This is a genomic window from Amycolatopsis dongchuanensis (genome assembly GCF_039542405.1).
In the GTDB taxonomy this organism is placed as follows: Bacteria; Actinomycetota; Actinomycetes; order Mycobacteriales; family Pseudonocardiaceae; genus Amycolatopsis_E; species Amycolatopsis_E sacchari.
This window is the reverse complement of sequence record NZ_BAABIB010000038.1, coordinates 1-21,786: the sequence shown is the minus strand read 5'-3', so window position 1 is coordinate 21,786 and position 21,786 is coordinate 1. Positions and strand designations below refer to the sequence as shown.

At 72.7% G+C, this 21,786-nt stretch carries 20 protein-coding genes; 7 read left to right on the top strand and 13 right to left on the bottom strand.

Annotated elements, in window-relative coordinates:
• Positions 1-57 precede the first annotated feature (57 nt).
• On the top strand, positions 58-900 hold the full coding sequence (locus ABFX51_RS07300; protein WP_428832446.1) for an ABC transporter permease: 843 nt from the start codon (positions 58-60) through the stop codon (positions 898-900).
• 13 nt (positions 901-913) lie between these two features.
• Here ABFX51_RS07300 and ABFX51_RS07295 read toward each other — a convergent pair whose 3' ends face one another.
• Positions 914-1,648: an SDR family oxidoreductase gene (locus tag ABFX51_RS07295; protein WP_346052955.1), complete on the bottom strand. Its 735-nt coding sequence runs from the start codon at positions 1,646-1,648 to the stop codon at positions 914-916.
• A 101-nt stretch (positions 1,649-1,749) separates the two neighbouring features.
• On the opposite strand from ABFX51_RS07295, the gene ABFX51_RS07290 reads away from it, so the two are divergent.
• Positions 1,750-2,415: a TetR/AcrR family transcriptional regulator gene (locus ABFX51_RS07290; protein ID WP_346052953.1), complete on the top strand. Its 666-nt coding sequence runs from the start codon at positions 1,750-1,752 to the stop codon at positions 2,413-2,415.
• 206 nt (positions 2,416-2,621) lie between these two features.
• Here ABFX51_RS07290 and ABFX51_RS07285 read toward each other — a convergent pair whose 3' ends face one another.
• From ABFX51_RS07285 to ABFX51_RS07270, 4 genes are read right to left on the bottom strand one after another with little or no spacing between them, the layout of a single operon-like run.
• Complete coding sequence (locus ABFX51_RS07285; RefSeq protein ID WP_346052951.1) at positions 2,622-3,365, bottom strand: ferredoxin reductase; 744 nt, start codon at positions 3,363-3,365, stop codon at positions 2,622-2,624.
• A complete protein-coding gene (locus ABFX51_RS07280) occupies positions 3,335-3,934 on the bottom strand; it encodes a sulfite oxidase-like oxidoreductase (protein ID WP_346052950.1) in 600 nt (199 codons plus the stop codon). Before ABFX51_RS07280 ends, ABFX51_RS07285 begins: the two co-directional genes overlap by 31 nt.
• A 34-nt stretch (positions 3,935-3,968) precedes the next feature.
• On the bottom strand, positions 3,969-5,405 hold the full coding sequence (locus tag ABFX51_RS07275) for an aldehyde dehydrogenase (NADP(+)) (protein WP_346052948.1): 1,437 nt from the start codon (positions 5,403-5,405) through the stop codon (positions 3,969-3,971).
• Between the two features lie 10 nt (positions 5,406-5,415).
• Positions 5,416-6,483, bottom strand: a complete 1,068-nt coding sequence (locus ABFX51_RS07270; RefSeq protein WP_346052946.1) for a hypothetical protein — start codon at positions 6,481-6,483, stop codon at positions 5,416-5,418.
• Positions 6,484-6,582: 99 nt separating this feature from the next.
• Between ABFX51_RS07270 and ABFX51_RS07265 the strand changes: the two genes are divergently transcribed.
• Together ABFX51_RS07265 and ABFX51_RS07260 are read left to right on the top strand one after the other, a co-directional pair.
• Complete coding sequence (locus tag ABFX51_RS07265; protein ID WP_091512136.1) at positions 6,583-7,371, top strand: IclR family transcriptional regulator; 789 nt, start codon at positions 6,583-6,585, stop codon at positions 7,369-7,371.
• Positions 7,372-7,381: 10 nt separating this feature from the next.
• The gene (locus ABFX51_RS07260; protein ID WP_091512133.1) at positions 7,382-8,161 is read left to right on the top strand and encodes an NAD-dependent epimerase/dehydratase family protein; all 780 of its coding nucleotides are present in this window, start codon (positions 7,382-7,384) and stop codon (positions 8,159-8,161) included.
• Positions 8,162-8,168: 7 nt separating this feature from the next.
• On the opposite strand, the gene ABFX51_RS07255 is transcribed toward ABFX51_RS07260, so the two are convergent.
• The 5 genes from ABFX51_RS07255 to cmk all read right to left on the bottom strand — a co-directional run bounded on the left by ABFX51_RS07255 (position 8,169) and on the right by cmk (position 16,149).
• A complete protein-coding gene (locus ABFX51_RS07255) occupies positions 8,169-9,434 on the bottom strand; it encodes a M1 family metallopeptidase (protein WP_245783237.1) in 1,266 nt (421 codons plus the stop codon).
• Positions 9,428-13,258, bottom strand: a complete 3,831-nt coding sequence (locus tag ABFX51_RS07250) for a Pls/PosA family non-ribosomal peptide synthetase (RefSeq protein WP_346052943.1) — start codon at positions 13,256-13,258, stop codon at positions 9,428-9,430. Before ABFX51_RS07250 ends, ABFX51_RS07255 begins: the two co-directional genes overlap by 7 nt.
• Before the next feature lie 106 nt (positions 13,259-13,364).
• Positions 13,365-14,795, bottom strand: a complete 1,431-nt coding sequence (gene der / locus ABFX51_RS07245) for a ribosome biogenesis GTPase Der (protein WP_346052941.1) — start codon at positions 14,793-14,795, stop codon at positions 13,365-13,367.
• Positions 14,792-15,451, bottom strand: coding sequence for a lysophospholipid acyltransferase family protein (locus tag ABFX51_RS07240; RefSeq protein ID WP_346052939.1), 660 nt, complete (start codon positions 15,449-15,451; stop codon positions 14,792-14,794). The genes der and ABFX51_RS07240 overlap by 4 nt, the downstream gene beginning before the upstream one ends.
• Positions 15,448-16,149: a (d)CMP kinase gene (cmk, locus tag ABFX51_RS07235; RefSeq protein ID WP_091512126.1), complete on the bottom strand. Its 702-nt coding sequence runs from the start codon at positions 16,147-16,149 to the stop codon at positions 15,448-15,450. The genes ABFX51_RS07240 and cmk overlap by 4 nt, the downstream gene beginning before the upstream one ends.
• Positions 16,150-16,282: 133 nt before the next feature.
• On the opposite strand from cmk, the gene ABFX51_RS07230 reads away from it, so the two are divergent.
• The 3 genes from ABFX51_RS07230 to ABFX51_RS07220 are packed head-to-tail and all read left to right on the top strand — an operon-like array spanning position 16,283 to position 18,390.
• A complete protein-coding gene (locus tag ABFX51_RS07230) occupies positions 16,283-16,765 on the top strand; it encodes a cation:proton antiporter regulatory subunit (protein ID WP_091512124.1) in 483 nt (160 codons plus the stop codon).
• Entirely contained in the window at positions 16,766-17,956 is a 1,191-nt protein-coding gene (locus ABFX51_RS07225) for a cation:proton antiporter (RefSeq protein ID WP_346052937.1), read from the top strand.
• A gap of 56 nt (positions 17,957-18,012) precedes the next feature.
• Positions 18,013-18,390 carry a VOC family protein gene (locus ABFX51_RS07220; RefSeq protein ID WP_346052935.1) on the top strand — a complete coding sequence of 126 codons (378 nt, stop codon included), beginning with the start codon at positions 18,013-18,015 and terminating at the stop codon, positions 18,388-18,390.
• A 3-nt stretch (positions 18,391-18,393) separates the two neighbouring features.
• Here ABFX51_RS07220 and recQ read toward each other — a convergent pair whose 3' ends face one another.
• The 3 genes from recQ to scpB form a co-directional block, all read right to left on the bottom strand.
• Positions 18,394-20,211 carry a DNA helicase RecQ gene (gene recQ / locus ABFX51_RS07215; RefSeq protein WP_346052933.1) on the bottom strand — a complete coding sequence of 606 codons (1,818 nt, stop codon included), beginning with the start codon at positions 20,209-20,211 and terminating at the stop codon, positions 18,394-18,396.
• A gap of 25 nt (positions 20,212-20,236) precedes the next feature.
• Positions 20,237-20,980, bottom strand: a complete 744-nt coding sequence (locus ABFX51_RS07210; protein WP_091512115.1) for a pseudouridine synthase — start codon at positions 20,978-20,980, stop codon at positions 20,237-20,239.
• On the bottom strand, positions 20,970-21,786 hold an 817-nt coding region (scpB, locus tag ABFX51_RS07205; protein WP_428832445.1), incomplete at its 5' end, for an SMC-Scp complex subunit ScpB. The genes ABFX51_RS07210 and scpB, both read right to left, overlap by 11 nt.

The following is a 21,786-nucleotide window of genomic DNA, read 5'->3' as shown; positions in this document are numbered from 1 at the left end:
TCCACCTGCATCCGCCGATCCTCGCGGACCGCGGACATCCCTGAAAGGTAGGGCGGCGTGAGCACGGCGACTGGACAGTCCACTTCGTACACCCCGTCCGCGGCGGCGCTCGACGCCGTGCTCGCGGGCGGCGACCAGCCCGAGCCGCCCAGTGCGCTGTCGGCCTCGCTGGCGTTCGGCTGGCGCGCGATGCTCAAGATCAAGCACGTGCCGGAGCAGCTGTTCGACGTGACGGCGTTCCCGATCATGATGACGCTGATGTTCACGTACCTGTTCGGCGGCGCCCTGGCCGGGTCCACCACGCAGTACCTGCAGTACCTGCTGCCGGGCGTGCTGGTGATGAGCGTCGTGATGATCACGATGTACACCGGCGTCGGCGTGAACATCGACATCGAAAAGGGCGTGTTCGACCGGATCAGGACGCTGCCGGTGTGGCGCCCGGCCGCGCTCGTCGGCGCGATCCTCGGGGACCTCGTGCGCTACACGATCGCCTCCGCGGTGATCCTCGTGCTGGGGCTGGTCCTGGGGTTCCGGCCCGGCGGCGGGGTGCTCGGCGTCCTGGGCGGGGTGGCGCTGCTGGTGGTGTTCTCGTTCGCGTTCTCGTGGCTGTGGACGATGTTCGGGCTGCTGCTGCGCACCGAGAAGTCGGTGATGGGCGTGAGCATGATGGTGCTGTTCCCGCTCACGTTCCTGTCCAACGTGTTCGTCGACCCGAAGACGATGCCGGGCTGGCTGCAGGCGTTCGTGGAGGTCAACCCGATCACGCACCTCGTCGCGGCGGTGCGGGGCGCGATGGCGGGCACGTGGGACGGCGGCGCGGTGCTGTGGACGCTCATCGCCTCGGCGGTGCTGGTCGCGGTGTTCGGCACCTGGACGATGCGGCTGTACAACCGGCGCTGACGCACTCGCGGCTTCAGACCTGGCCGATCCCGCCGTCGACGGGGAGGTCGATCCCGGTCACGAAGCTCGAATCCGCGGACGCGAGGAACAGGGCCGCGGTGGCGATCTCGTGCTCGTGGCCGAGGCGGCCGACGGGGACCCGCGCGGCGATCCGCTCCTTGAACCCCGGCGGGAGGTCCGCGAACGCCGGGGTTTCGATCGCGGCGGGGCTCAGCACGTTGACGCGGATGCCGCGGTCCTTCAGCTCGGTCGTCCAGGTGCGGGCGAACGACCGCAGCGCCGCCTTGCTCGCGGCGTAGACGGTCGTCCCCGCGTCGCCCTTCTCCGCGGCACCCGACCCGATGAGCACGACCGAGGCGCCGTCGGACAGCAGCGGCAGCAGTTTCTGCACGGTGAAGAACGTGCCGCGCACGTTCGTTCCGAACACGGCGTCGAACGACTCCTCGGTCACGTCGGTGAAGCGCTCACCCCACGTCCAGGCACCGGCGCTCGCGACGAGCACATCGACCCGGCCCGGTCCGGCCGCCACGACGTCGGCGAGGCGGGCCAGGTCGGCGAGCTCGCCGACGTCGCCGGCTACCGCGCTCACGTCGTGCCCGATCGCGGCCACCGCCGCGTCCAGCCGGTCCTGGCGCCGTCCGGTGATGACCACGTGCGCGCCCTCGGCGACGAACAACTTCGCCGTCGCCAGTGCCAGCCCGGACGTCGCGCCGGTGATCACCGCGACCTTCCCGTCGAGCTTCGCCATGCCACTCCTTCGATGCGGGAAAATGAGAGTGCTCTCATCTTCGCGGAAGATGAGGGTTGTCTCAAAGTTGAGACATCTCACATCTTGTTAGGGTGGACTCCGTGCCTGCCAGGGAAACGCCGACGCCCGCCCGCCGGGACGCGCACCGCAACCGTCAAAGGCTGCTCGAGTGCGCGCGGCGCGCGTTCGCCGAACGAGGCGCGGAGGCCCCGCTCGACGGCATCGCCAGGGACGCCGGGCTGGTGGTCGGCACGCTCTACCGGCACTTCCCGACGCGCCTGGACCTGCTGTGCGCGGTGCTCGAACCGAAGCTGCGCGACGTGCTCGACGAGGTGGAGGCCGCGGCTGCTCTGGAGGACCCGTGGGCGGCGTTCAGCGGCCTGCTCGAAGTCCTCTGCGAGGCCCAGGCCGGGGACCGGGCGTTCGGCGACTTCCTGGCGCGGCGGTTCTCAGGTGACGATCGCATCGAGGCCGCGCACGACGAGATTTGCGTGCTGGCGCAACGGGTTCTGGGGCGGGCGCAGGAGGCGGGAGTCGTGCGCCGGGACGTCACGGGCGCCGATCTGTTCCTGGTGCTGTGGGCGGGCGGCCACCTCGCCGAGGCCACCCGGCACGTCGCCCCGTCGATGTGGCGGCGGCACGTGTACGTGGCCATGGACGGCTTCCGGGCCTCGGAGCGCCTCGACCTGCCGGAGCACGCGTGGGACGCGGGTGAGCTGTCCCGGGCGATCGCCGCGCCGGGGACACAGGCCGCGGCGAAGCCCTGATCACGGCGACCGCGGCGGGCGGGTCGTCGGCGAAGCCTGATCGCCAGGCTGGATCTGCCGCCCGGGCTCAGCCCCGCGCGGAGCCGTGCCGTCCCAGCGGGCGCGGGACGGCGACCGGCCGCCTCGACCCCGCCTAGGAATCGCGCCGGGCGCAGGCCTGCGCCCGGCGCGCGAGGCCGATCGCCGCGACAGTGCGGCGCCCGGCTTCAGCCCGTGGGTCCGAAGCGTTCCGTCTTCACGCGGCGCGGGTCGTGGCCCAGTGCCAGCAGGATGTCCGCCACCGCCTCGACGAAACCCGTCGGGCCGCAGACGAAGCACGCCGGTTCGAAGGACGCGGGCCAGCCGTGGCTGTTCAGGTCCGCGACGCCGATCCGGTGCGGCTCCCCCGCCCAGCCCTCCGGCGCCTCCCGCGTGTACACAAAGGACACTTCGACCCCGCTGAGCGCGGCCGCCCGCAGCTCTTCGGCGTAGAAGACCTCACGGGGTGAGCGCACCGAGTACAGCAGCCGGAACGGGGTGCGCGCGCCCTCGGCCCGGCGGGCGCGGATCATCGCCATCAGCGGGACGATCCCCGAGCCGCCCGCGACGAGCAGCACCGGCGCCGGATCGGCCGGCCGCCACACGAACCAGCCGCCGATCGGCCCCCGCACCTCCACCGGATCACCGACGGAGAACACGTCCGTCAGGTACGGCGAAACCTCGCCGTCCTCGACCCGCTGCACGGTCAGCTCGACCCGCTCGCCGTCCGCGGGCGACGCGATCGAGTAGCTGCGCTGGGCAGTGTAGCCGTCCTCCGCGGTGAGGCGGACATCGGCGTGCTGCCCCGCCAGGTGCCCCGGCCAGCCCGGCACGTCGAGCACGAGGGTGCGTGCCGTCGGCGTCTCGTCCCTGACCTCGGCCAGGCGCGCGACGCGCCAGCTCAGTCGCCCTGGTACCGCTGCTCTCGCCATGGGTCCCCGTAGTTGTGGTAGCCGCCGGCCTCCCAGAAGCCGGGCTCGTCGGACAGGGTCAGTTCGAGGTTGTGCACCCACTTCGCGGACTTCCAGAAGTACAGGTGCGGCACCAGCAGCCGCGCCGGGCCGCCGTGCTCGGGCTCCAGCGCGTCACCGTCGAACTCGTAGGCCACCCACGCGCGGCCGTCGAGGAGGTCCTCCAGCGGCAGGTTCGTGGTGTAGCCGTCGTAGGAGTGCGCCACCACGTAGTCCGCCGCGGTGTCCACGTCCTCCAGCAGCGTGTCGACCGACACCCCGCGCCACCGCGTGCCCAGCTTCGACCACTTGGTGACGCAGTGGATGTCGACCGTCGGGGTCTCGCTGGGGAGCTCGAGGAACTCCTGCCAGTTCCACTGGTGCACGGTGCCGTCCTCGGCGGTGACCGTGAACTCCCAGGTCTCGGTGGACACCCGCGGCGTGGGGCCGATCGAGAGCACCGGGAAGTCCTCGGTCAGGTACTGCCCCGGGGGCAGTTCGACGCTTTCGTCACGGCGGCGGCCGCGAAAGCCCGGTGAGACGATTCCCATGAGGACAGTCTGACACGGGCTTTCGCGGAAACCCTCAGCGCTTGCCGTCGACACGGCGCGGCAGCTGCCAGGGGTTGGCCTCCTGCAACGGGGGCGGCAGCAGCGCGTCCGGGAAGCCCTGCCACGCCACCGGCCGCAGGAACCGCTCGATCGCGGCCGTGCCGACCGACGTCGTGGTGGGTGCCGTCGTCGCCGGGTAAGGGCCGCCGTGCTGCTGCGCCCAGCTGACCGTCACGCCCGTGGGCCAGTCGTTCCACAGCAGCCGCCCGGCCAGCCGCGTCAGCGCTGGCAGCAGCGGGCGGACGTCCTCGACCTCGGACTCCTCCGCCTGCAGCGTCGCGGTCAGCCCCGGCTCCAGCTCGCCGAGCACGCGCAGCAACTCGGCCTGGTCCGAGTAGGTCACGACGATCGACGACGGGCCGAAGCACTCGTTGCGCAGCACCTCGTCGGCCTTGAGGAAGTCGCCGGCCTTGACGGACAGCAGCGTCGGCGCGAACGGGTCCCCGGCCGCGAGCACGGTGACGCCAGCCTGCTCCTTCAGCCGCGCCACACCGGACTGGTAGCTCTCGCCGATGCGCTCGTTCAGCAGGGTCTGCGCCGCGACGGCCTGCGCCGCCTCGGTGAGCGTGCCCTCCAGACCGTGGCCCTCGGGCAGGAACAGCAGGCCGGGCTTGGTGCAGAACTGCCCGCCGCCCAGGGTGAACGAGCCGACGTAGCCCTTCGCGACCTGTTCCCCGCGCTCCCGCACCGCGCCGGGCGTGACGACGACCGGGTTGACGCTGCCCAGTTCGCCGTAGAACGGGATCGGCGTCGGCCGGGACACCGCGATGTCGAACAACGCGCGCCCGCCGGGCACCGAGCCCGTGAACGACGCCGCCGCGATGCGCGGGTCCTTCAAAGCCGTCACGCCGGGCTCGACGCCGAAGATCACGTCGAACGTGCCCTCCGGTGCCCCCGCGGCCAGCAGGGCGTCGCGCACGATCCGGCCGGTCTTCTCCGACAGCTCGGGGTGACCCGGGTGCGCCTTGAGCACGACCGGACACCCGGCGGCGAGCGCCGAGGCCGTGTCACCACCGGCGACGCTGAACGCGAACGGGAAGTTGCTCGCCGCGAACACCAGCGTCGGCCCGATCGGCACGACGGTGCGGCGGATGTCGGGGCGCGGGCCCATCGGCCAGTCCGGGTCGGCGTGGTCCACCGTCGCGCCGAGGAACGCGCCGTCCCGCAGGACTTCCCCGAACAGCCGGAGCTGGAAGGTGGTGCGCGCCAGCTCGCCCTTCAGGCGGGGCACCTCGGGCAGGTGCGTCTCGCGCGCGGCGAGCGGGACCAGCTCCGGACCGGCGGCGTCGAGCGCGTCGGCGACCGCGGCGAGCCACTGCGCCCGCTGGGCCGGGGTCGTCTCCGCCAGCTGCGGCGCGGCCTGCGCGGCGGCGGCCAGGATGCGGTCCAGTTCGGTCTTCTCGGTGTCCATGCTTCCCTTCCTAGCGCGTGGCTGCGGCCACGGCGCCTCGCAGCTCGTGCCACCGGGCGGGCCCGGCGAGTCCGAGGTGGTACAGGTGCAGCTCCCCGGCGCCGGCCTCGCGCAGCCTCCCGGCATACGCGTGCAGGTCCGGCGACGGCCCCAACGCGGTCACGTACGCGCCGATTCCCACTGACGACGGTAACCGAGACTTCGCGGTGGCGACGAGCCGCTCGCCGGGTTGCCAGCACGGCAGCACGACGGTCGCGACCTCGTCGGCGGCCGTCGGCGTCAGCCCGGGCAGCGCGCCGGTCGCCCACGGGTCGAGGTCGCCGTGCAGCGCGACCGGGGCGTCGACGCGCTCCAGCACGGCGTGCCGCAGGGCGTCGGTGGCCTTGTGCCGCGCTGCCAGCAGTTCCGACGGCGGTTCCTCGGTGGCCGTCAGGTCGCCGGAGGCGATCAGGCGGAGGACCTCCTCGCGGAAGCCGGGATCGACCCCGCACGCCTCACAGCAGCACACCGACAGCAGCCGCGCGACCGCCGGCGACCACACGGCGTCGGTTTTCTCGTGCTGGCACTGGTGTACGACGCCGAGCTGACCACACGCTTCGAGGATCACCGACGACACGGGCAGCCCGGCCAACGCCTCCTCGACGAGCGTGGCAGCGTACGCCCGCACTTCCTCGTGCGAGGGGCACAGCGCCCACGGGTACCGCTCCCCGAAACAGTTGCGCACGGTCAGTTCGGGAAAGCGCTCTCCCAGCAGTGAGTTGTGCGTCAGCACGAGCCACGCGGCGGCGTGGATCCCGGCGTCGGCGAGCAGTGCGACGGCTTCGCCCGCGCTGTCCGGCGAATCGACCCAGTCCGGCGTCGCGGGCACGAGCCTGCCCCACACGCCTTCGCGCACCGGCCGGTAGAAGGCGGCGTGCCGCGCATGTACCGCACTGCCCGTGCGAGACCACGGCGTGGCGGCCCGCGCTGAGTGGTACGAGACCGCCACAGCGACTTCGTCCACGCCCAGTTCCCGTGCGCGGTCGAGGAATCCGGGCGTGGTGACGTCCCACGGGTAGGCGTAGGCGACGACCCTCATCCGGCCTCCCGTGGTTCACATTCCTGAACGAGTTCGCTGATGCGAATGCCGTCCGGAAACGCTAGTATGACGCGGGTTACAAGTCAACGGAGGGGACGCATGGCGGAACCAGCCGCACTCGGGGGTGAGCAGGCGGGCGTGAAGTCGGCCCGGCGCACGGTCGAGCTCCTGGAGACGTTCGCCGCGGAGGACGCCTGGCTGTCGCTGTCGGACCTGCACGCGAGGACGGGTTTTCCCCGCTCCAGCCTGCACGGGCTGCTGCGGACGCTGTACGAGGCCGGCTGGCTCGAAGCCGATCCGGCGACGGCCCGGTACCGGCTGGGCGTGCAGGCGCTGATCTGCGGCACGGCGTACCTGGACCGCGACCCGGCGATCCCGTACGCGACGGAGGCGCTGGAATCGGTGCGGGAGCGCACCGGGTTCACCGCCCACTACGCGCGTCGCAACAGCGCCGAGGTCGTGTACCTGGAGACGCGCGAGTCCCGGAACTCCACGCACCTGGTGTCCCGGGTGGGACGCACGCTGCCCGCGTACGCGACGGCGCTGGGCAAGGCGCTGCTGGCGGAGCTGACGCCGGAGGAGATCGCCGGGCTGCTGCCGGGCGAGCTGCCCGCGCTCACGCCGCGGACGATCACCGACCTCGACGACCTGCTGGCCGAGTGCGAGCTGACGCGGGAGCGCGGCTTCGCCTCGGAGACCGAGGAAGGCACGCCCGGGGTGCGCTGCGTCGCGGCGGTGGTGCCGTACCGCATCCCGGCCACGGACGCGATGAGCTGCTCGATCCCCGTCGGCCAGGTCACCGACGACGAGGCGATGCGGGTGGGGGAACTGCTGGCCGAGACCGCGGCCGAGCTGGGGCGGCAGCTGCGCCGCGCCGGGATCCGTTGAGAGGAGCAGCATGCGCGTACTGATCACGGGCGCCGCCGGTGGCGTCGCCACCCTGCTGCGTCCTCGGCTCCGCCGGCCGGACCGGGTGCTGCGGCTGCTGGACATCACCGCGCCGGAGCCCGAGGGCACCGACGAGGTGCTGACGGGTTCGGTCACCGACGCCGGTGTGATGGCGGAGGCGTGCCGTGACGTGGACGCGGTGATCCACCTGGGCGGGCACAGCCGCGAGAACTCGTGGGCCGAGACGCTGGACGTGAACATCAACGGCTCGCAGGTGGTGCTCGACGCGGCGCAGCGGGCGGGGGTGTCCCGGGTGGTGCTGGCGTCGAGCAACCACGCCGTGGGTTTCCGGCGGGTGACGGAGGCGCTGCCCGCGGACTCGACGCCGCGGCCGGACACGTTCTACGGCGTGAGCAAGGCGGCGATCGAGGCGCTGGGCAGCCTGTACCACTCGCGGTTCGGGATGGACGTGATCTGCGTGCGGATCGGTTCGTGTTTCGAGCGGCCGCCGGGTGTGCGGGGCCTGTCGACGTGGCTGTCCCCGGACGACGCGGGTCGGTTGTTCGAGGCGTGCCTGACGTGCCCTTCGCCGGGCTACCGCGTGGTGTGGGGTGTTTCGGCGAACACGCGCCGCATCTACTCCCTCGCCGAGGCGGAGGCCCTGGGCTACCGCCCCCTCGACGACGCCGAGAAGTTCGCCGCGGAGATCACCGACCCCGCCCCCACGGGCGACGCGGCGCGCTACGTGGGCGGCCCCTTCACGACGACGCCGCTCGGAGAGCCGAACTAGCGGTCGCTCAGCCTGGCAACACAGGAGAGGCCAGCCAAGCGTTGAACCAGTCCCCCAGCGGCTGCCCGGCCACGGCCGAAGCGTGCGCCAGGAACTCCTCCGTCGTCACGGTGCCGTGCCGGTGTTCCTCGGCCCACGACCGCAGCACGGCGAAGAACGCGGCGTCCCCGACGAGCCCCCGCAGGGCGTGCAGCGCCAGCGCACCCCGCTTGTACACGCGCTCGTCGAACAGGTTCGCCTCGCCCGGGTCGGCGAGCACGAGGTCCTCGGGCAGCGAGGCCACCCGCTTCCGCCACTGCGCGGCGAGGGCGTCCGTCGACGGCCCACCGGACTCCGCCGACCACAACCACTCCGCGTACGTCGCGAAGCCCTCGTTGAGCCAGATGTGCCGCCAGTCCCCGATCGTCAGGCTGTTGCCGAACCACTGGTGCGCCAGCTCGTGCGCCACCAGCCGTTCGAAACCCCGCTTCCCGTCGACGTGGTTGCTGCCGAAGACCGCCATCCCCTGTGCCTCGACGGGGTCCTCCAGCTCGTCCTCGGTCACGACGACGACGTACTCGCTGAACGGGTACGGCCCGAACAGCCGCGAGAACAACGCGGCCATCTCCGGCTGCCGCGCGAAGTCGTAACGCGCCGCGGGGACGAGCGAGCGCGGCACGGCCAGCCGTTGCGACTCCGGGAAAGCCAGGTCCTCGTACCGTCCGATTTGGACACTCATCAGATACGTCGCCGTCGGCTCGCGGCGCTCGTACACCCAAGTCGTCGTACTGGCCCCGCCCCGCCGCGACACCAGGTCACCGGTCACCAGCACCGCGTACGCCGAGGACGTCGTCACCGAGACCCGGTACGACGCCTTGTCCGACGGGTGGTCGTTGCACGGGAACCACGACGGCGCCCCGATCGGCTGGCTCGCCACCAGCACCCCGTCGGTCAGCTCGTCCCAGCCGATGTCGCCCCAGCGGCCGCCGACGGGCTTCGGGTTGCCCGAATACCGGATCTCCACGGTGAACTCGCCGTGCACCGGCCGCGCTGGCTTCACGCTCAGCTTCGTCCCGCTACGGGAGAACTTCGCGGCCCGGCCGTCGACGTGCACCCCGGCGACCTTGAACCCGGAAAGGTCGAGTGTGAAGCGGGACAACGGCTCCGGCGCGAAGGCGGCCAGCTTCGCCCGCGCCGACAGCCGGTTCGGCCCGATCTTGTAGTCCAGTTCGAGGTCGTAGTGCCCGACCCGGTAGCCCTCGTTGCCGTGCGAGGGCAGCGCCGCCCTCACCACGCCGAGATCGGGTTCCCGAGCCAGCGCGTGTCGGCGGGCACCGCGTCCCCACGCGTCACCAGTGACCCCGGGCCGATCGTGGTCCGCGCACCGATGCTCGCGCCGGGCAGGACGATGCCGTGCGGGCCGAGGGTCGCGCCCTCGGCGAGGGTCACCTCGCTCATGCTCATGATCCGATCGTGGAACAGGTGCGTCTGCACGACACAACCGCGGTTGACCGTCGCGCCGTCGCCGAGCCGGACCAGGTCCGCCTCCGGCAGCCAGTACGTCTCCAGCCACACCCCGCGCCCGATCCGCGCGCCCATCGTGCGCAGCCACAGCGGCAGCAGCGGGGTGCCGCCGAGCCAGCCGACGAGCCACGGCACCGCCAGCGCCTCGACGAACGTGTCGGCCAGCTCGTTGCGCCACACGAACGAGCTCCACAGCGGGTGGTCGACCGTACGGAAACGGCCCACCAGCAACCACTTCGCGGCGGTCGCGAGCCCCGCCGCGACCAGTCCCGCGCCCAGCAGCAGCACCGGCGCGGCCAGCACGGCGGCCCACAGCCCGGCGGTCGTCCACGCCCAGCCGAGCCCCGTGAGCACCAGCACGACCAGCGCGACGGCGCACATCACCGGCACGATCCGGCACAGCTCGACCGCGGCCCGGGCGAGCTTCAGCTTCCGCGGCGGCCGGTAGGTGCGGCTGGAGTCGGCGACCTCCACCGCGCGCCGCAGCGGCATCGGCGGCATGCCGAGGTACGACGAGCCCTTCTTCGCCTTGCGCGGCGCGGACGACAGCACGCCCACCAGCCCGCGCTTGGGCACCGCGCGCCCGGGCGCGGTGATCCCGGAGTTGCCGAGGAACGCCTGCTTGCCGATGCGCGCGGGCGCGACGTGCAGCCAGCCGTGCCCGAGTTCGTAGCTCGCGACCATCGTGTCGTCGGCCAGGAACGCCCCGTCGTCGACCTTGGTCATCTTCGGCAGCGCCAGCACGGTCGAGATCTCGGCGTCCCGGCCGACCTTCGCGCCGAGCAGGCGCAGCCACACCGGGGTGAACAGGCTGGCGTACAGCGGGAACAACGCCGTGCGCGCCAGGTCCATCAGCCGCTCGGTCGCCCACACCTGCCACGCGAGCCGCCCGTGCACGGGGTGGTAGCCCTCGACCATGCCGACTCCGAGCGCGCGCACGCCGGCCAGCACCAGCAGCGCGTAGGTGACGAAGTACGCGACGGTCGCGAGCGGGGTGACCGCGAGCATCGCGCCCACGGACGGCGCGGCCCAGGCCACCAGCGCGATCCCCGGTACCGCCGCGGCCGCGGGCAGCAGGCCCAGCAGCACCGACGTCGCCTCGTACGTCCAGGCCCAGCGCCGCGACCGCGGCGGGCGGCTCGACGGCCAGCGCAGCGCGCCCTTGCCGCTGCGCACCGCGGGCGAGCCCGCCCAGCGCTGCCCCGCGGGCACGGCGCCCCGCACGGTCGAGCCCGCCGCGATCTCCGCGCCCTTGCCGATCCGGGAGCCGGGGAACAGCGTGCTCCGCGCGCCGACCCTGGCCCCCGCGCCGACGCGGATCTTGCCGATGTGCACGAGATCGCCGTCGACCCAGTGCCCGGACAGGTCCACCTCGGGCTCGATCGCCGCACCCCGGCCGAGCTTGAGCAGGCCCGTCACCGGCGGCGGCGAGTGCAGGTCCACGTCGTCGGCGATCTTCGCGCCCAGCGCCTTCGCGTAGTGCGTCATCCAGGAGGCACCGGAGATCCCGGCCGCGCCGCTGAACTCGGCCAGCTTCTCCGCCGCCCACAGTCGCAAGTGGACACTGCCACCACGGGGGTAGCTGCCGGGCCGGAGCCCGCGCAGCAGCAGCCGCGCCCCGCCGGCCGTGATCCCGATCCGCCCGGCCGGGCTGAACAGCACGAGCCACGCGGCCACCAGCGACCACCACGGCACGGACGGCGCCCACGCGGCACCCGTCGCGGAGAGCACAGTGGACAGTGCGGCGGCGATGGTGGTCCAGCGCAACCCCACGAGCATCAGCAACGGCACCATCAGCAACGCCTGCACGACACCCGCGCGACGGGGCGTCGCCCGGATCTCGCGGCGGGCGGTCTCGGTCTCGCCGAGCCCGTCCAGCAGCGCGGCGAGGCCGCCCAGCGTCGGGTGCTGGTAGATGTCGCTCACGGACACCTGCGGGTGCCGCGTCCGGATGCGCGCGATCAGCTGCGCGGCGGTGAGACTGCCACCACCGTGCGTGAAGAAGTCGGCTTCGGCGTCGGCGGGCGACACGCCCAGGATCTCCGACCAGCCCTCGGCGAGCCAGCGCTCGGTCGCCGACAGCCCATCAGCGTCCACAGTGGACAACGGCCACGGCAGCGCGGCCCTGTCAACCTTGCCCGAGGTCCGCGTCGGCAGCCCGTCCACCACCGCCAGCAGCGGCACGAGCGCGGCGGGCAGGCGGTCCCGCAGCGACGCGGTGGCGGCGTCGGCGTCGAACTCTCCGGACGGCACCACGTACCCGACGAGGATCTGGTTGCCCGCCTTGGTCTTCCGGATCGCGGCCGCGGCACCGGCGACACCGGGAAGCGCTTGCAGCGCGGCGTCCACCTCGCCCAGCTCGATCCGGCGGCCGCCGAGTTTGACCTGCTCGTCCGCGCGGCCGAGGAACAGCAGCCCCTCCGGCTCCGCCCGCACGACGTCACCGCTGCGGTACGCGCGGGACCAGCCCAGCGCGGGCAGCGGCGCGTACTTCTCGGCGTCCTTCACCGGGTCCAGGTAGCGGGCCAGCCCGGCGCCGCCGATCACGAGCTGCCCGGTCTCCCCCATCGGGACCGGCTCGTCGTGCTCGTCCACCACGGCGAGCTGCCAGCCCAGCAGCGGCAGCCCGATCCGCACCGGACCGTCACCGGTCAGCGGCGCGGCACACGCGACGACGGTCGCCTCGGTCGGGCCGTAGGTGTTCCACACCTCGCGGCCCTCGACGGCGACGCGTTCGGCCAGCTCCGGCGGGCACGCCTCGCCGCCGAAGATCAGCAGCCGCACGTCCTCCAGTGCCTCGGCCGGCCACAGCGCGGCCAGCGTCGGCACGGTCGAGACGATCGTGATGCCCTGCGCCACCAGCCACGGCCCCAGGTCCACGCCGGTGCGCACGAGCGACCGCGGCGCGGGCACCAGGCACGCGCCGTGCCGCCACGCCAGCCACATCTCCTCGCACGAGGCGTCGAACGCGACCGACAGCCCCGCCAGCACCCGGTCCCCGGGCCCGATCGGCTCGTCGGCCAGGAACAACCCGGCCTCGGCGTCGACGAACGCAGCCGCCGCGGAGTGCGGTACCGCCACGCCCTTCGGCTTGCCCGTCGAACCGGAGGTGAAGATGATCCACGCGTCGTCCGCGGGGCCGGGAACGCCCGGCGCGCCGGACGGCGCGGCGTGGCGGGTCAGCGTGCCGCCGTCGGTGAGCACAGCGCACACCCCGGCCTCGCCGAACACCAGCTCCGCGCGCTCGTCCGGGTCGTCGGCGTCCACCGGCACGTACGCCGCGCCCGCGGCGAGCACGGCCAGGATCGCGACGTACAGCTCGGCGGTGCCGGACGAGATCCGCACGCCGACCCGGTCACCGACGCCGACCCCGGCGTCCGCGAGCCGCTGCCGCAGCGCGTCGACCTCCTCGGCGAGCCTGCGGTAGCTGAGCATCCGCTGCCCGTCGTCGAGGGCGTCGGCGCCGGGGTGGCGCGCGACGGTCTCGGCGAAGACGTCGAGCAGGGTGCGCTCGGCGGCGGGCAGGCCTGTGCGGAACAGCGCTTTCGGCCGGGTGTCGAGGGCGGGCAGGGACGTTTCCAGCGCAGGCAGCAAGGCCCGTCACTCACCTTTCGGAACAAGTCGGGCTTGCTCTCCTGCGGTGAGGCGCCCGGTGCGACCGTCCAGTTTACCGGAAGGTGAACGCAAGATCGCGGGGCGGTCACTTGCCCTTCTTGCCGCGGGCCTTCTTCTCGCGCACGCGGACGTTGATCCGCACCGGGCTGCCCTCGAAACCGAAGCGCTCGCGGAACTTCCGCTCGATGAAGCGGCGGTAGCCCGCCTCCAGGAAGCCGGTGGTGAACAACACGAGCGTCGGCGGCCGGATCGCGGCCTGCGTCGCGAACAGCACCTTCGGCTGCTTGCCGCCCCGCACGGGCGGCGGGGTGGCCGCGATCAGCTCCGAGAGCCAGCTGTTGAGCTGCCCGGTGGACACGCGGCGGTCCCACGACTCCAGCGCCGTGCGCAGCGCCGGGGCGAGCTTGCGCACCGAACGCCCGGTGAGCGCGGAGATGTTGACCCGCTGCGCCCACGGCACGCGCACCAGCCCGCGGTCCAGTTCCCGCTCCAGCTGGTGCCGCCGGTCCTCGTCGACGAGGTCCCACTTGTTGAACGCCAGCACGCACGCGCGCCCGGCCTCGACGACCATGGTCAGCACCCGCAGGTCCTGTTCGGACAGTGGTTCGCTCGCGTCCAGCAGCACGATCGCGACCTCGGCCGAGTCGATCGCGGCCTTCGTGCGCAGCGACGCGTAGTACTCGGTGCCGCTCGCGGTGTGCACGCGCTTGCGCAGGCCCGCGGTGTCCACGAACCGCCACGTCTGCCCGTCCAGCTCGACGAGCGAGTCCACCGGGTCGACGGTCGTGCCCGCCACCGAGTCGACGACCGAGCGCTCCTCGCCGGTGAGCTTGTTGAGCAGGCTCGACTTGCCCACGTTCGGCTTGCCGACGAGCGCCACGCGCCGCGGCCCCGCCGTGCGCTCGCCGTCCCGCGGCGCTTCCGGCAGCGCCTTGACGATCGCGTCGAGCAGGTCGCCCGAGCTGCGGCCGTGCAGCGCGCTGACCGGCATCGGCTCACCGAGGCCCAGCGACCACAGCGACGCCACGTCGGGCATCAGCCGGTTGTCGTCGACCTTGTTCGCCGCCAGCAGCACCGGCCGCTTGGACCGGCGCAGCACCTTGGCGACCGCCTCGTCCGTCGTGGTCGCCCCGACCGAGGCGTCCACGACGAGCAGCACCGCGTCCGCGGTGGCCATGGCCAGCTCCGCCTGCGCCGCGACCGCGCCCTGCAGCCCGCTCGCGCCCGGCTCCCAGCCACCCGTGTCGACCACGGTGAACCGGCGGCCGTTCCACAGCGCGTCGTAGGCCACGCGGTCCCGCGTCACGCCCGGCACGTCCTGCACGACGGCCTCGCGCCGCCCCAGGATGCGGTTGACCAGCGTGGACTTGCCCACGTTGGGACGGCCGACCACCGCCAGCACCGGCTGGGCCAGCAGCGTTTCCTCGTCGGCCGCCGCGTCCTCGACCTGCGCGTCGAGCGCGGCGAACTCGGCCTCGTCCGACCAGGAGCCGTCGGCCCCGTCTACCTCTGTCATGCCTTCGCTTTCTCTGTCCGCGCCCGCTGGTCGTCCAGCTCGCGCACGAGCGCGGCGAGTTCGCCGCGCACCCTTTCGGTGGCTTCGGTCAGCCCGGTACGGCCCTTGCCGACGTCGAGCCGGAACGGCTCCCCGACCAGCACGTCCACCCGGGGCCGGAAGCGGCGCCCGCTGCCCGGCGGCCGTCGCGTGCCGCGGACCGCGACGGGCAGCACCACGGCGTCCGCGCCCCGCAGGAGCCACGCCGCGCCGCGCTCGGCCGTCGTCACGTCCCCGTCGCCCCGCGTGCCCTCGGGGAACACCCCGACGAGCCCGCCTTCGCGCAGGATCCGCGACAACGTCAGCAGCGGCGCCCGGTCGGGTTCACCCCGGCGGACCGGCACCTGGCCGATCCGCCGGAGGAACCACCCCACGGCCCCTGAGAACATCTCCTCCTTGACGAGGAACACCGAGCGCCGCGGCAGCATTCCGAAGATGAGCTGCGGTTCGACCATCGAGCTGTGGTTGGCGACGAGCAGCACCCCGCCGGTGCGCGGCACGCGCTCCAGCCCGCGGATCCGGATCCGGTAGGCGGGCCGGAACAGCACCTTGCCCAGCGCCCGGCTGAAGTCGTGCAGCCTGCCGGACGCGCCTTCGGGCAGGCCCGTGGCACTCACCGCGTGGCCTCCGCGGCGCAGTCGAGCAGCCCGCGGTGGTCCGCCAGCTCCCGCAGCGCGACGATCACCTGGTCGATCTCCAGTTCCGAGGTGTCCAGGTGCACGGCGTCCTCGGCGGGCCGCAGCGGCGACGCGGCGCGGCTGGAGTCCAGCCGGTCGCGCCGGTCCACCGAGGCGCGGGCGTCGGCCTGGCTGCTCTCCCGGCCGGCGGCGGTGTCCTGCGCGCTGCGGCGCGCGGCGCGGACCTCGGGCGAGGCGGTGAGGAAGACCTTGAGCGGGGCGTCCGGCGCGACGACCGTGCCGATGTCCCTGCCCTCGACGACGATGCCACCGACGACGGCCAGCACCTCGTCGATGATCCGGCGCTGCCGGGCGACCAGCAGCTCCCGCACGGCGGGCACGGCCGACACCGGCGACACGGCGTGGTTGATGTCGTTGCCGCGGATCGCGGCCGACACGTCCTCCGCGCCCAGTGCGACGCTCGGCCGCTCCGGGTCGGTGCCGACGCTGAACTCGGTGTCCTTCGCCACCGCCGTCACGGCCGCGGCGTCGGCCGGGTCCACGCCCGCGCGCAGGACGGCGAGCGTGATCACCCGGTACATCGCCCCGGTGTCGAGGTAACCGGCACTCAGGCGCTGGGCGAGCTTGCGCGCGACCGTGGTCTTCCCGGTCCCGGACGGACCGTCCAGCGCGACCACTCCCCGTAGGGCTCCCGCTCCCACTGCTCTCCTCGCCTCCCGAAGCCGTTGCACACCGCCTGCCATTCTGCCTGGCTGGCGGCTGCTTCCCCCCACCGGGCCGAAACGGGCAAAACAGGTAGCGTGGGTAGGCGTGAACGTGGAAGTGACTCCCCTCCCCGGCATCGGGGTGCGCAAGGACTTCGCCATCCGCAACGGCCGGCGGGTGGGCGTGGTGACGCACCGCGACGGGCAGATCGAGCTGATCGTGTCCAAGTCCGACGACCCCGACGCCTGCCTCGCGTCGCTGCCGCTGACCGTCGACGAGGCGGGCGCGCTGGCGAACCTGCTGGGCGCGCCCCAGCTCGTCGCGCAGCTGACCGAGGAGCACCGCGAGGTGCCCGGCATCAACACGCGGCAGCTGCCGATCAAGGCGAACGCGCCCTTCGACGGCAGGACGCTCGGTGACACCGCGCTGCGCACGCGCACCGGCGTGTCCGTCGTCGCGGTGATGCGCGCCGGGCAGGTGCACCCGTCCCCCACCCCGGAGTTCACGTTCACCGCGGGCGACCTGCTCGTGGCCGTCGGCACCGCCGAAGGCCTCGAGAACGCCCAGAAGATCCTGAAGAACGGATAAATGGACCACACCGCGCTCTCCCTCATCGAACTCGGCGCCGTCTTCTTCGCACTCGGCGTGCTCGGCAGGCTCGCCGGGCGCGTCGGCATGTCGCCCATCCCGCTGTACCTGCTGGGCGGACTCGCCTTCGGCCAGGGCGGGCTCATCCCGCTGCAGGACATCGGCGGTTTCACGCACCTCGCCAGCGAGATCGGCGTCGTGCTGCTGCTGTTGCTGCTGGGGCTGGAGTACTCGGCGGCCGAGCTGTTCACCGGCCTCAAGCGCTCGTGGCTGGCCGGCCTGCTGGACATCGTCCTGAACGCCGCGCCGGGGGCACTCGTCGCGCTGCTGCTGGGCTGGGGTGTGGTGGGCGCGATGGTGATGGCGGGCGTCACCTACATCTCCTCCTCCGGCATCATCGCGAAGGTCCTCGGCGACCTCGGGCGGCTCGGTAACCGGGAGACGCCGGTCGTGCTGTCGATCCTGGTGTTCGAGGACCTGGCCATGGCGCTGTACCTGCCGATCCTCACCGCCGTGCTCGGGGGCGTGAGCCTGCTCGGCGGCATGGAGGCGGTGGGCATCTCGCTGCTCGTGATCACCGTGGTGCTGGTGATCGCGCTGAAGTTCGGCCGCTACGTCTCGGCGATCGTCGACTCCGACGACCGCGAGGTGTTCCTGCTCAAGGTGCTGGGCGCGGCGCTGCTCGTGGCGGGGCTCGCGTCGGCGATGCAGGTGTCGGCCGCGGTGGGCGCGTTCCTGCTGGGCATCGCGATCTCCGGGTCCACGGCCGAGAACGCCACGCACCTGCTGGAGCCGCTGCGGGACCTGTTCGCCGCGGTGTTCTTCGTGGTGTTCGGGCTCAACACCAACCCCGCGTCGATCCCGCCCGTGCTGGGCTGGGCGGTGGTGCTGGCGGTCGTCACGACGGCCACGAAGGTGGCCACGGGCTGGTGGGCCGCCCGGCGCCAGGGGGTCGGGAAGCTGGGCCGCGCCAGGGCCGGTGCGGCGCTGGTGGCGCGGGGCGAGTTCTCGATCGTGATCGCGGGCCTGGCGGTGACGGCGGGCGCGGTGACCGACGAACTGGCGGCACTGGCCACGGCGTACGTCCTGCTGATGGCGATCCTCGGCCCGACGGCGGCCCGCATCGTGGAGCCGATCGCCAAGGCGCTCCAACGCAAGGCGACGCGCACGGAGACCGCGACGGCGAGCTAGCCCCGGCCGCCGCGGGAGAGGACGATCGGCAGGAGGAGACCGGAAGGAGCCGCGTCATGTCCGTGCAGTTGAACCACACGATCGTCGAGGCCACCGACCGGCGGGCCACCGCCACGTTCTTCGCGGAGATCCTGGGCCTGCCGGAACCGAAGCCGTACGGGCCGTTCCTCGTCCTGCAGACGGACAACGAGGTCTCGCTCGACGTGGTCGAGGTCGACGGGCCGGTGCACCCGCAGCACTACGCGTTCCTCGTCAGCGAGGACGAGTTCGACCGCATCTTCGAGCGGATCACCAGCAGGGGCCTGGAGTACTGGGCCGATCCGTTCCGCAGGCAGGCGGGCGAGATCAACCACAACGACGGCGGCCGCGGCGTCTACTGGGCCAGTCCCGACAACCACCAGCTGGAGATCATCACCCGCCCGTACGGCGGCTGAGCCTCACTCCGCCGCGAGCACCTCGAGGATCTGCTCGCCGTACCGGGCGAGCTTGTTCTCCCCCACGCCGCTGACCCCGCCGAGCTCGGCGAGGGTCGACGGCCGCTGGGTCGCGATCTGCCGCAGGGTCGCGTCGTGGAAGACGACGTACGCCGGGATACCCTGGTCCTTCGCCGTCACTGCACGCCATTCCCGCAGCCTCTCGAACAGCGGCGCCGCCTCGGCGGGCATGTCCGCGGCGGCGGTCTTCGGCTTCGCCTCGCGCGGGGCGCGTTCGCGCTTCACCTCGCGGCGCAGGCGCACCTCGCGTTTGCGGCCCAGCACCTCGCCGCTCGCCTCGGTGAGCACCAGCGTGCCGTAGTCGCCCTCCACGGCGAGCAGGCCCTGCGCCAGCAGCTGCCGGATGACCCCGCGCCACTCGCCCTCGCCCAGCTCCGCGCCGACGCCGAACACGGTCAGCTCGTCGTGCCGGTGCTGCGTGACCTTCGGGGTGCGCTTGCCGAGCAGGATGTCGATGATCTGCCCCGCACCGAACTTCTGCCGCCGCTCGTGCTGCAGCCGGTACACAGTGGACAGTAGTTTCTGCGCGGCCACCGTGCCGTCCCACGATTCCGGCGGCGCCAGGCACGTGTCGCAGTTGCCGCACGGCTCACCGGACTGCCCGAAGTAGTTCAGCAGCTGCACGCGGCGGCACTCGACGGTTTCGCACAGCGCCAGCATCGCGTCGAGGTGCGTGCTCAGCCGACGGCGGTGCGCCGCGTCGCCCTCGGAGGTGTCGATCATCTTGCGCTGCTGCACGACGTCCTGCAGCCCGTACGCCAGCCACGCGGTCGACGGCAGCCCGTCCCGGCCCGCGCGACCCGTCTCCTGGTAGTAGCCCTCCACGGACTTCGGCAGGTCGAGGTGCGCCACGAACCGCACGTCCGGCTTGTCGATCCCCATGCCGAACGCGATGGTCGCGACGACGACCAGCCCGTCCTCGCGCAGGAACCGCGCCTGGTTGGCCGCACGCGTCCGGGAATCCAGCCCCGCGTGGTACGGCAGCGCCGGGATCCCGTTCTGCACCAGGAAGTCCGCCGTCTTCTCCACCGACGCGCGCGACAGGCAGTAGACGATGCCCGAGTCCCCCGCGTGCTCGGTGCGCAACAGCTCCAGCAGCTGCTTCTGCGGGCTGTTCTTCGGCACGATCCGGTACTGGATGTTGGGCCGGTCGAAGCTCGCCACGAAGTGCCGCGCCTCGGTGAGGTTCAGCCGCGTGGCGATCTCCGCGTGCGTCGCCTTCGTCGCGGTGGCCGTCAGCGCGATGCGCGGGATGTCCGGCCAGCGCTCGTGCAGCTCGGACAACGCGAGGTAGTCCGGCCGGAAGTCGTGCCCCCACTGGGAGACGCAGTGCGCCTCGTCGATGGCGAACAACGCGACCTTGCCCCGGCCGAGCAGCTCGGCGGTCGACTCCAGCCGCAGCCGCTCGGGCGCGAGGTAGAGCAGGTCCAGCTCACCGGCGAGGAACGCCTGCTCGACCTCGCGGCGCTGCTGGTGGTCCTGCGTCGAGTTCAGGAACCCGGCCCGCACGCCCAGCGCGCGCAACGCGTCCACCTGGTCCTGCATGAGCGCGATGAGCGGCGAGATCACCACGCCGACGCCGGGGCGCACCAGCGACGGGATCTGGTAGCACAGCGACTTCCCGCCGCCGGTCGGCATCAGCACGAGGGCGTCGCCGCCGCCGATGACGTGCTCGACGATCGCCTCCTGCTCACCCCGGAAGGAGTCGTAGCCGAAGACGCGCCGCAGGACGCCGAGTGCCTCGGTTTCGGTGGAAGTCACCCGGCGATGGTAGCGGCGGGCACCGTCAGAGGTTGACCGCGCGGTAGAGGCTGCCGACCTCCTGGCGGGTCAGGCGGCGCAGGGTGCCGGGCTTCTGGCTGCCGAGCTGCACCTCGCCGACCGCCGTGCGCACGAGGCTGCGGACCGGGTGGCCCACCTCGGCCAGCAGCCGCCGCACGATGTGCTTGCGCCCCTCGTGCAGCACGACCTCGACCAGCGAGCGCCCGGCCTGCATGTCCTTGACCCGGAACGCGTCGACCTTGACCGGCCCGTCCTCCAGCTCGACGCCCGCGCGCAGCTGTTTGCCGAGGCCGCGCGCGACGAGGCCGTCGACCTCGGCGAGGTAGGTCTTGGGCACGTGGTAGGAGGGGTGCATCAGGCGGTGCGCGAGGTCGCCGTCGTTGGTGAGCAGCAGCAGGCCCTCGGTCTCGGCGTCCAGGCGGCCCACGTGGAACAGCCGCTCGGCGCGGTCGCGCACGTAGTCGCCGACGCAGGGGCGGCCCTGCTCGTCGTCCATGGTGCTGTGCACGCCCTTGGGTTTGTTGAGGGCGTAGTAGACGAGGTCCTCGCGCAGGATCACGCGCGTGCCGTCGACGTGGATGACCGCCTTGTCGGGGTCCACGCGGCGGCCGAGTTCCCGCACGGTCTTGCCGTCGACGCTCACCCGGCCCTGCACGATCAGTTCCTCGGCGGCGCGCCGCGAGGCGACGCCCGCCTTGGCCAGCACCTTCTGCAGGCGCACGCCTTCGGGTGATTCGTCAGATGTCATCGATCGCGTCCACTTCCGGTAGCAACGGGGCGATCGGGGGCAGGTCGTGCAACGACGCGAGCCCGAGCCGCTCGAGGAACAATTCTGTGGTGACATACAGGGTGCCACCCGTCTCCGGGTCGGTTCCGGCCTCCTCGATCAGACCGCGGGCGAGGAGGGTGCGGATCACGCCGTCGACGTTGACGCCCCGCACGGCCGCGACGCGCGAGCGCGTGACGGGCTGGCGGTAGGCGATGACGGCGAGCGTCTCCAGCGCGGCGCGCGTGAGCTTGGAACGCTGGCCGTCGAGGAGGAGCTTCTCGACGAAGGGGGCGTAGGTGTCCCGGGTGAAGAACCGCCACCCCTCGCCGACGCGTCGCAGGTCGATGCCGCTGCCCCGGGCGGTGAGGCGTTCGGACATGGTGCGCAGGGTCTGCGCCACGCGCGAGACCGACTGGTCCACCGCCTCGGCGAGCGACTCCTCACTGGCAGGCGAGTCGACGACGAGCAGGAGCGCCTCCAGTGCCGCCTCGAGGGCCTCGTCGGAGGTGAGATCGGGGGACCGGTCGAGGGTGAAGGTGGTGTCCTCGGGGGTGTCGTCGGGGGTGTCGTCGTCTCCGGGGTTGGCTTCGGTGGGCAGGGCTGCTTCGCCGGGCGCGGAGGCCTCGGGGGACTCGGTCGCCTCGCTCGGTTCGGGGGCTTCGCCAGGGGCGGGGGCTTCGGCCGGTTCGGGGGCTTCGGCGGGCAGGATCGCCTCGGCGGGCTCGGTCGCCTCGCCGTGACCGGTCGCTTCGGTCGGCTCGGAGGCCTCCGCCGCCGCGCTCCGC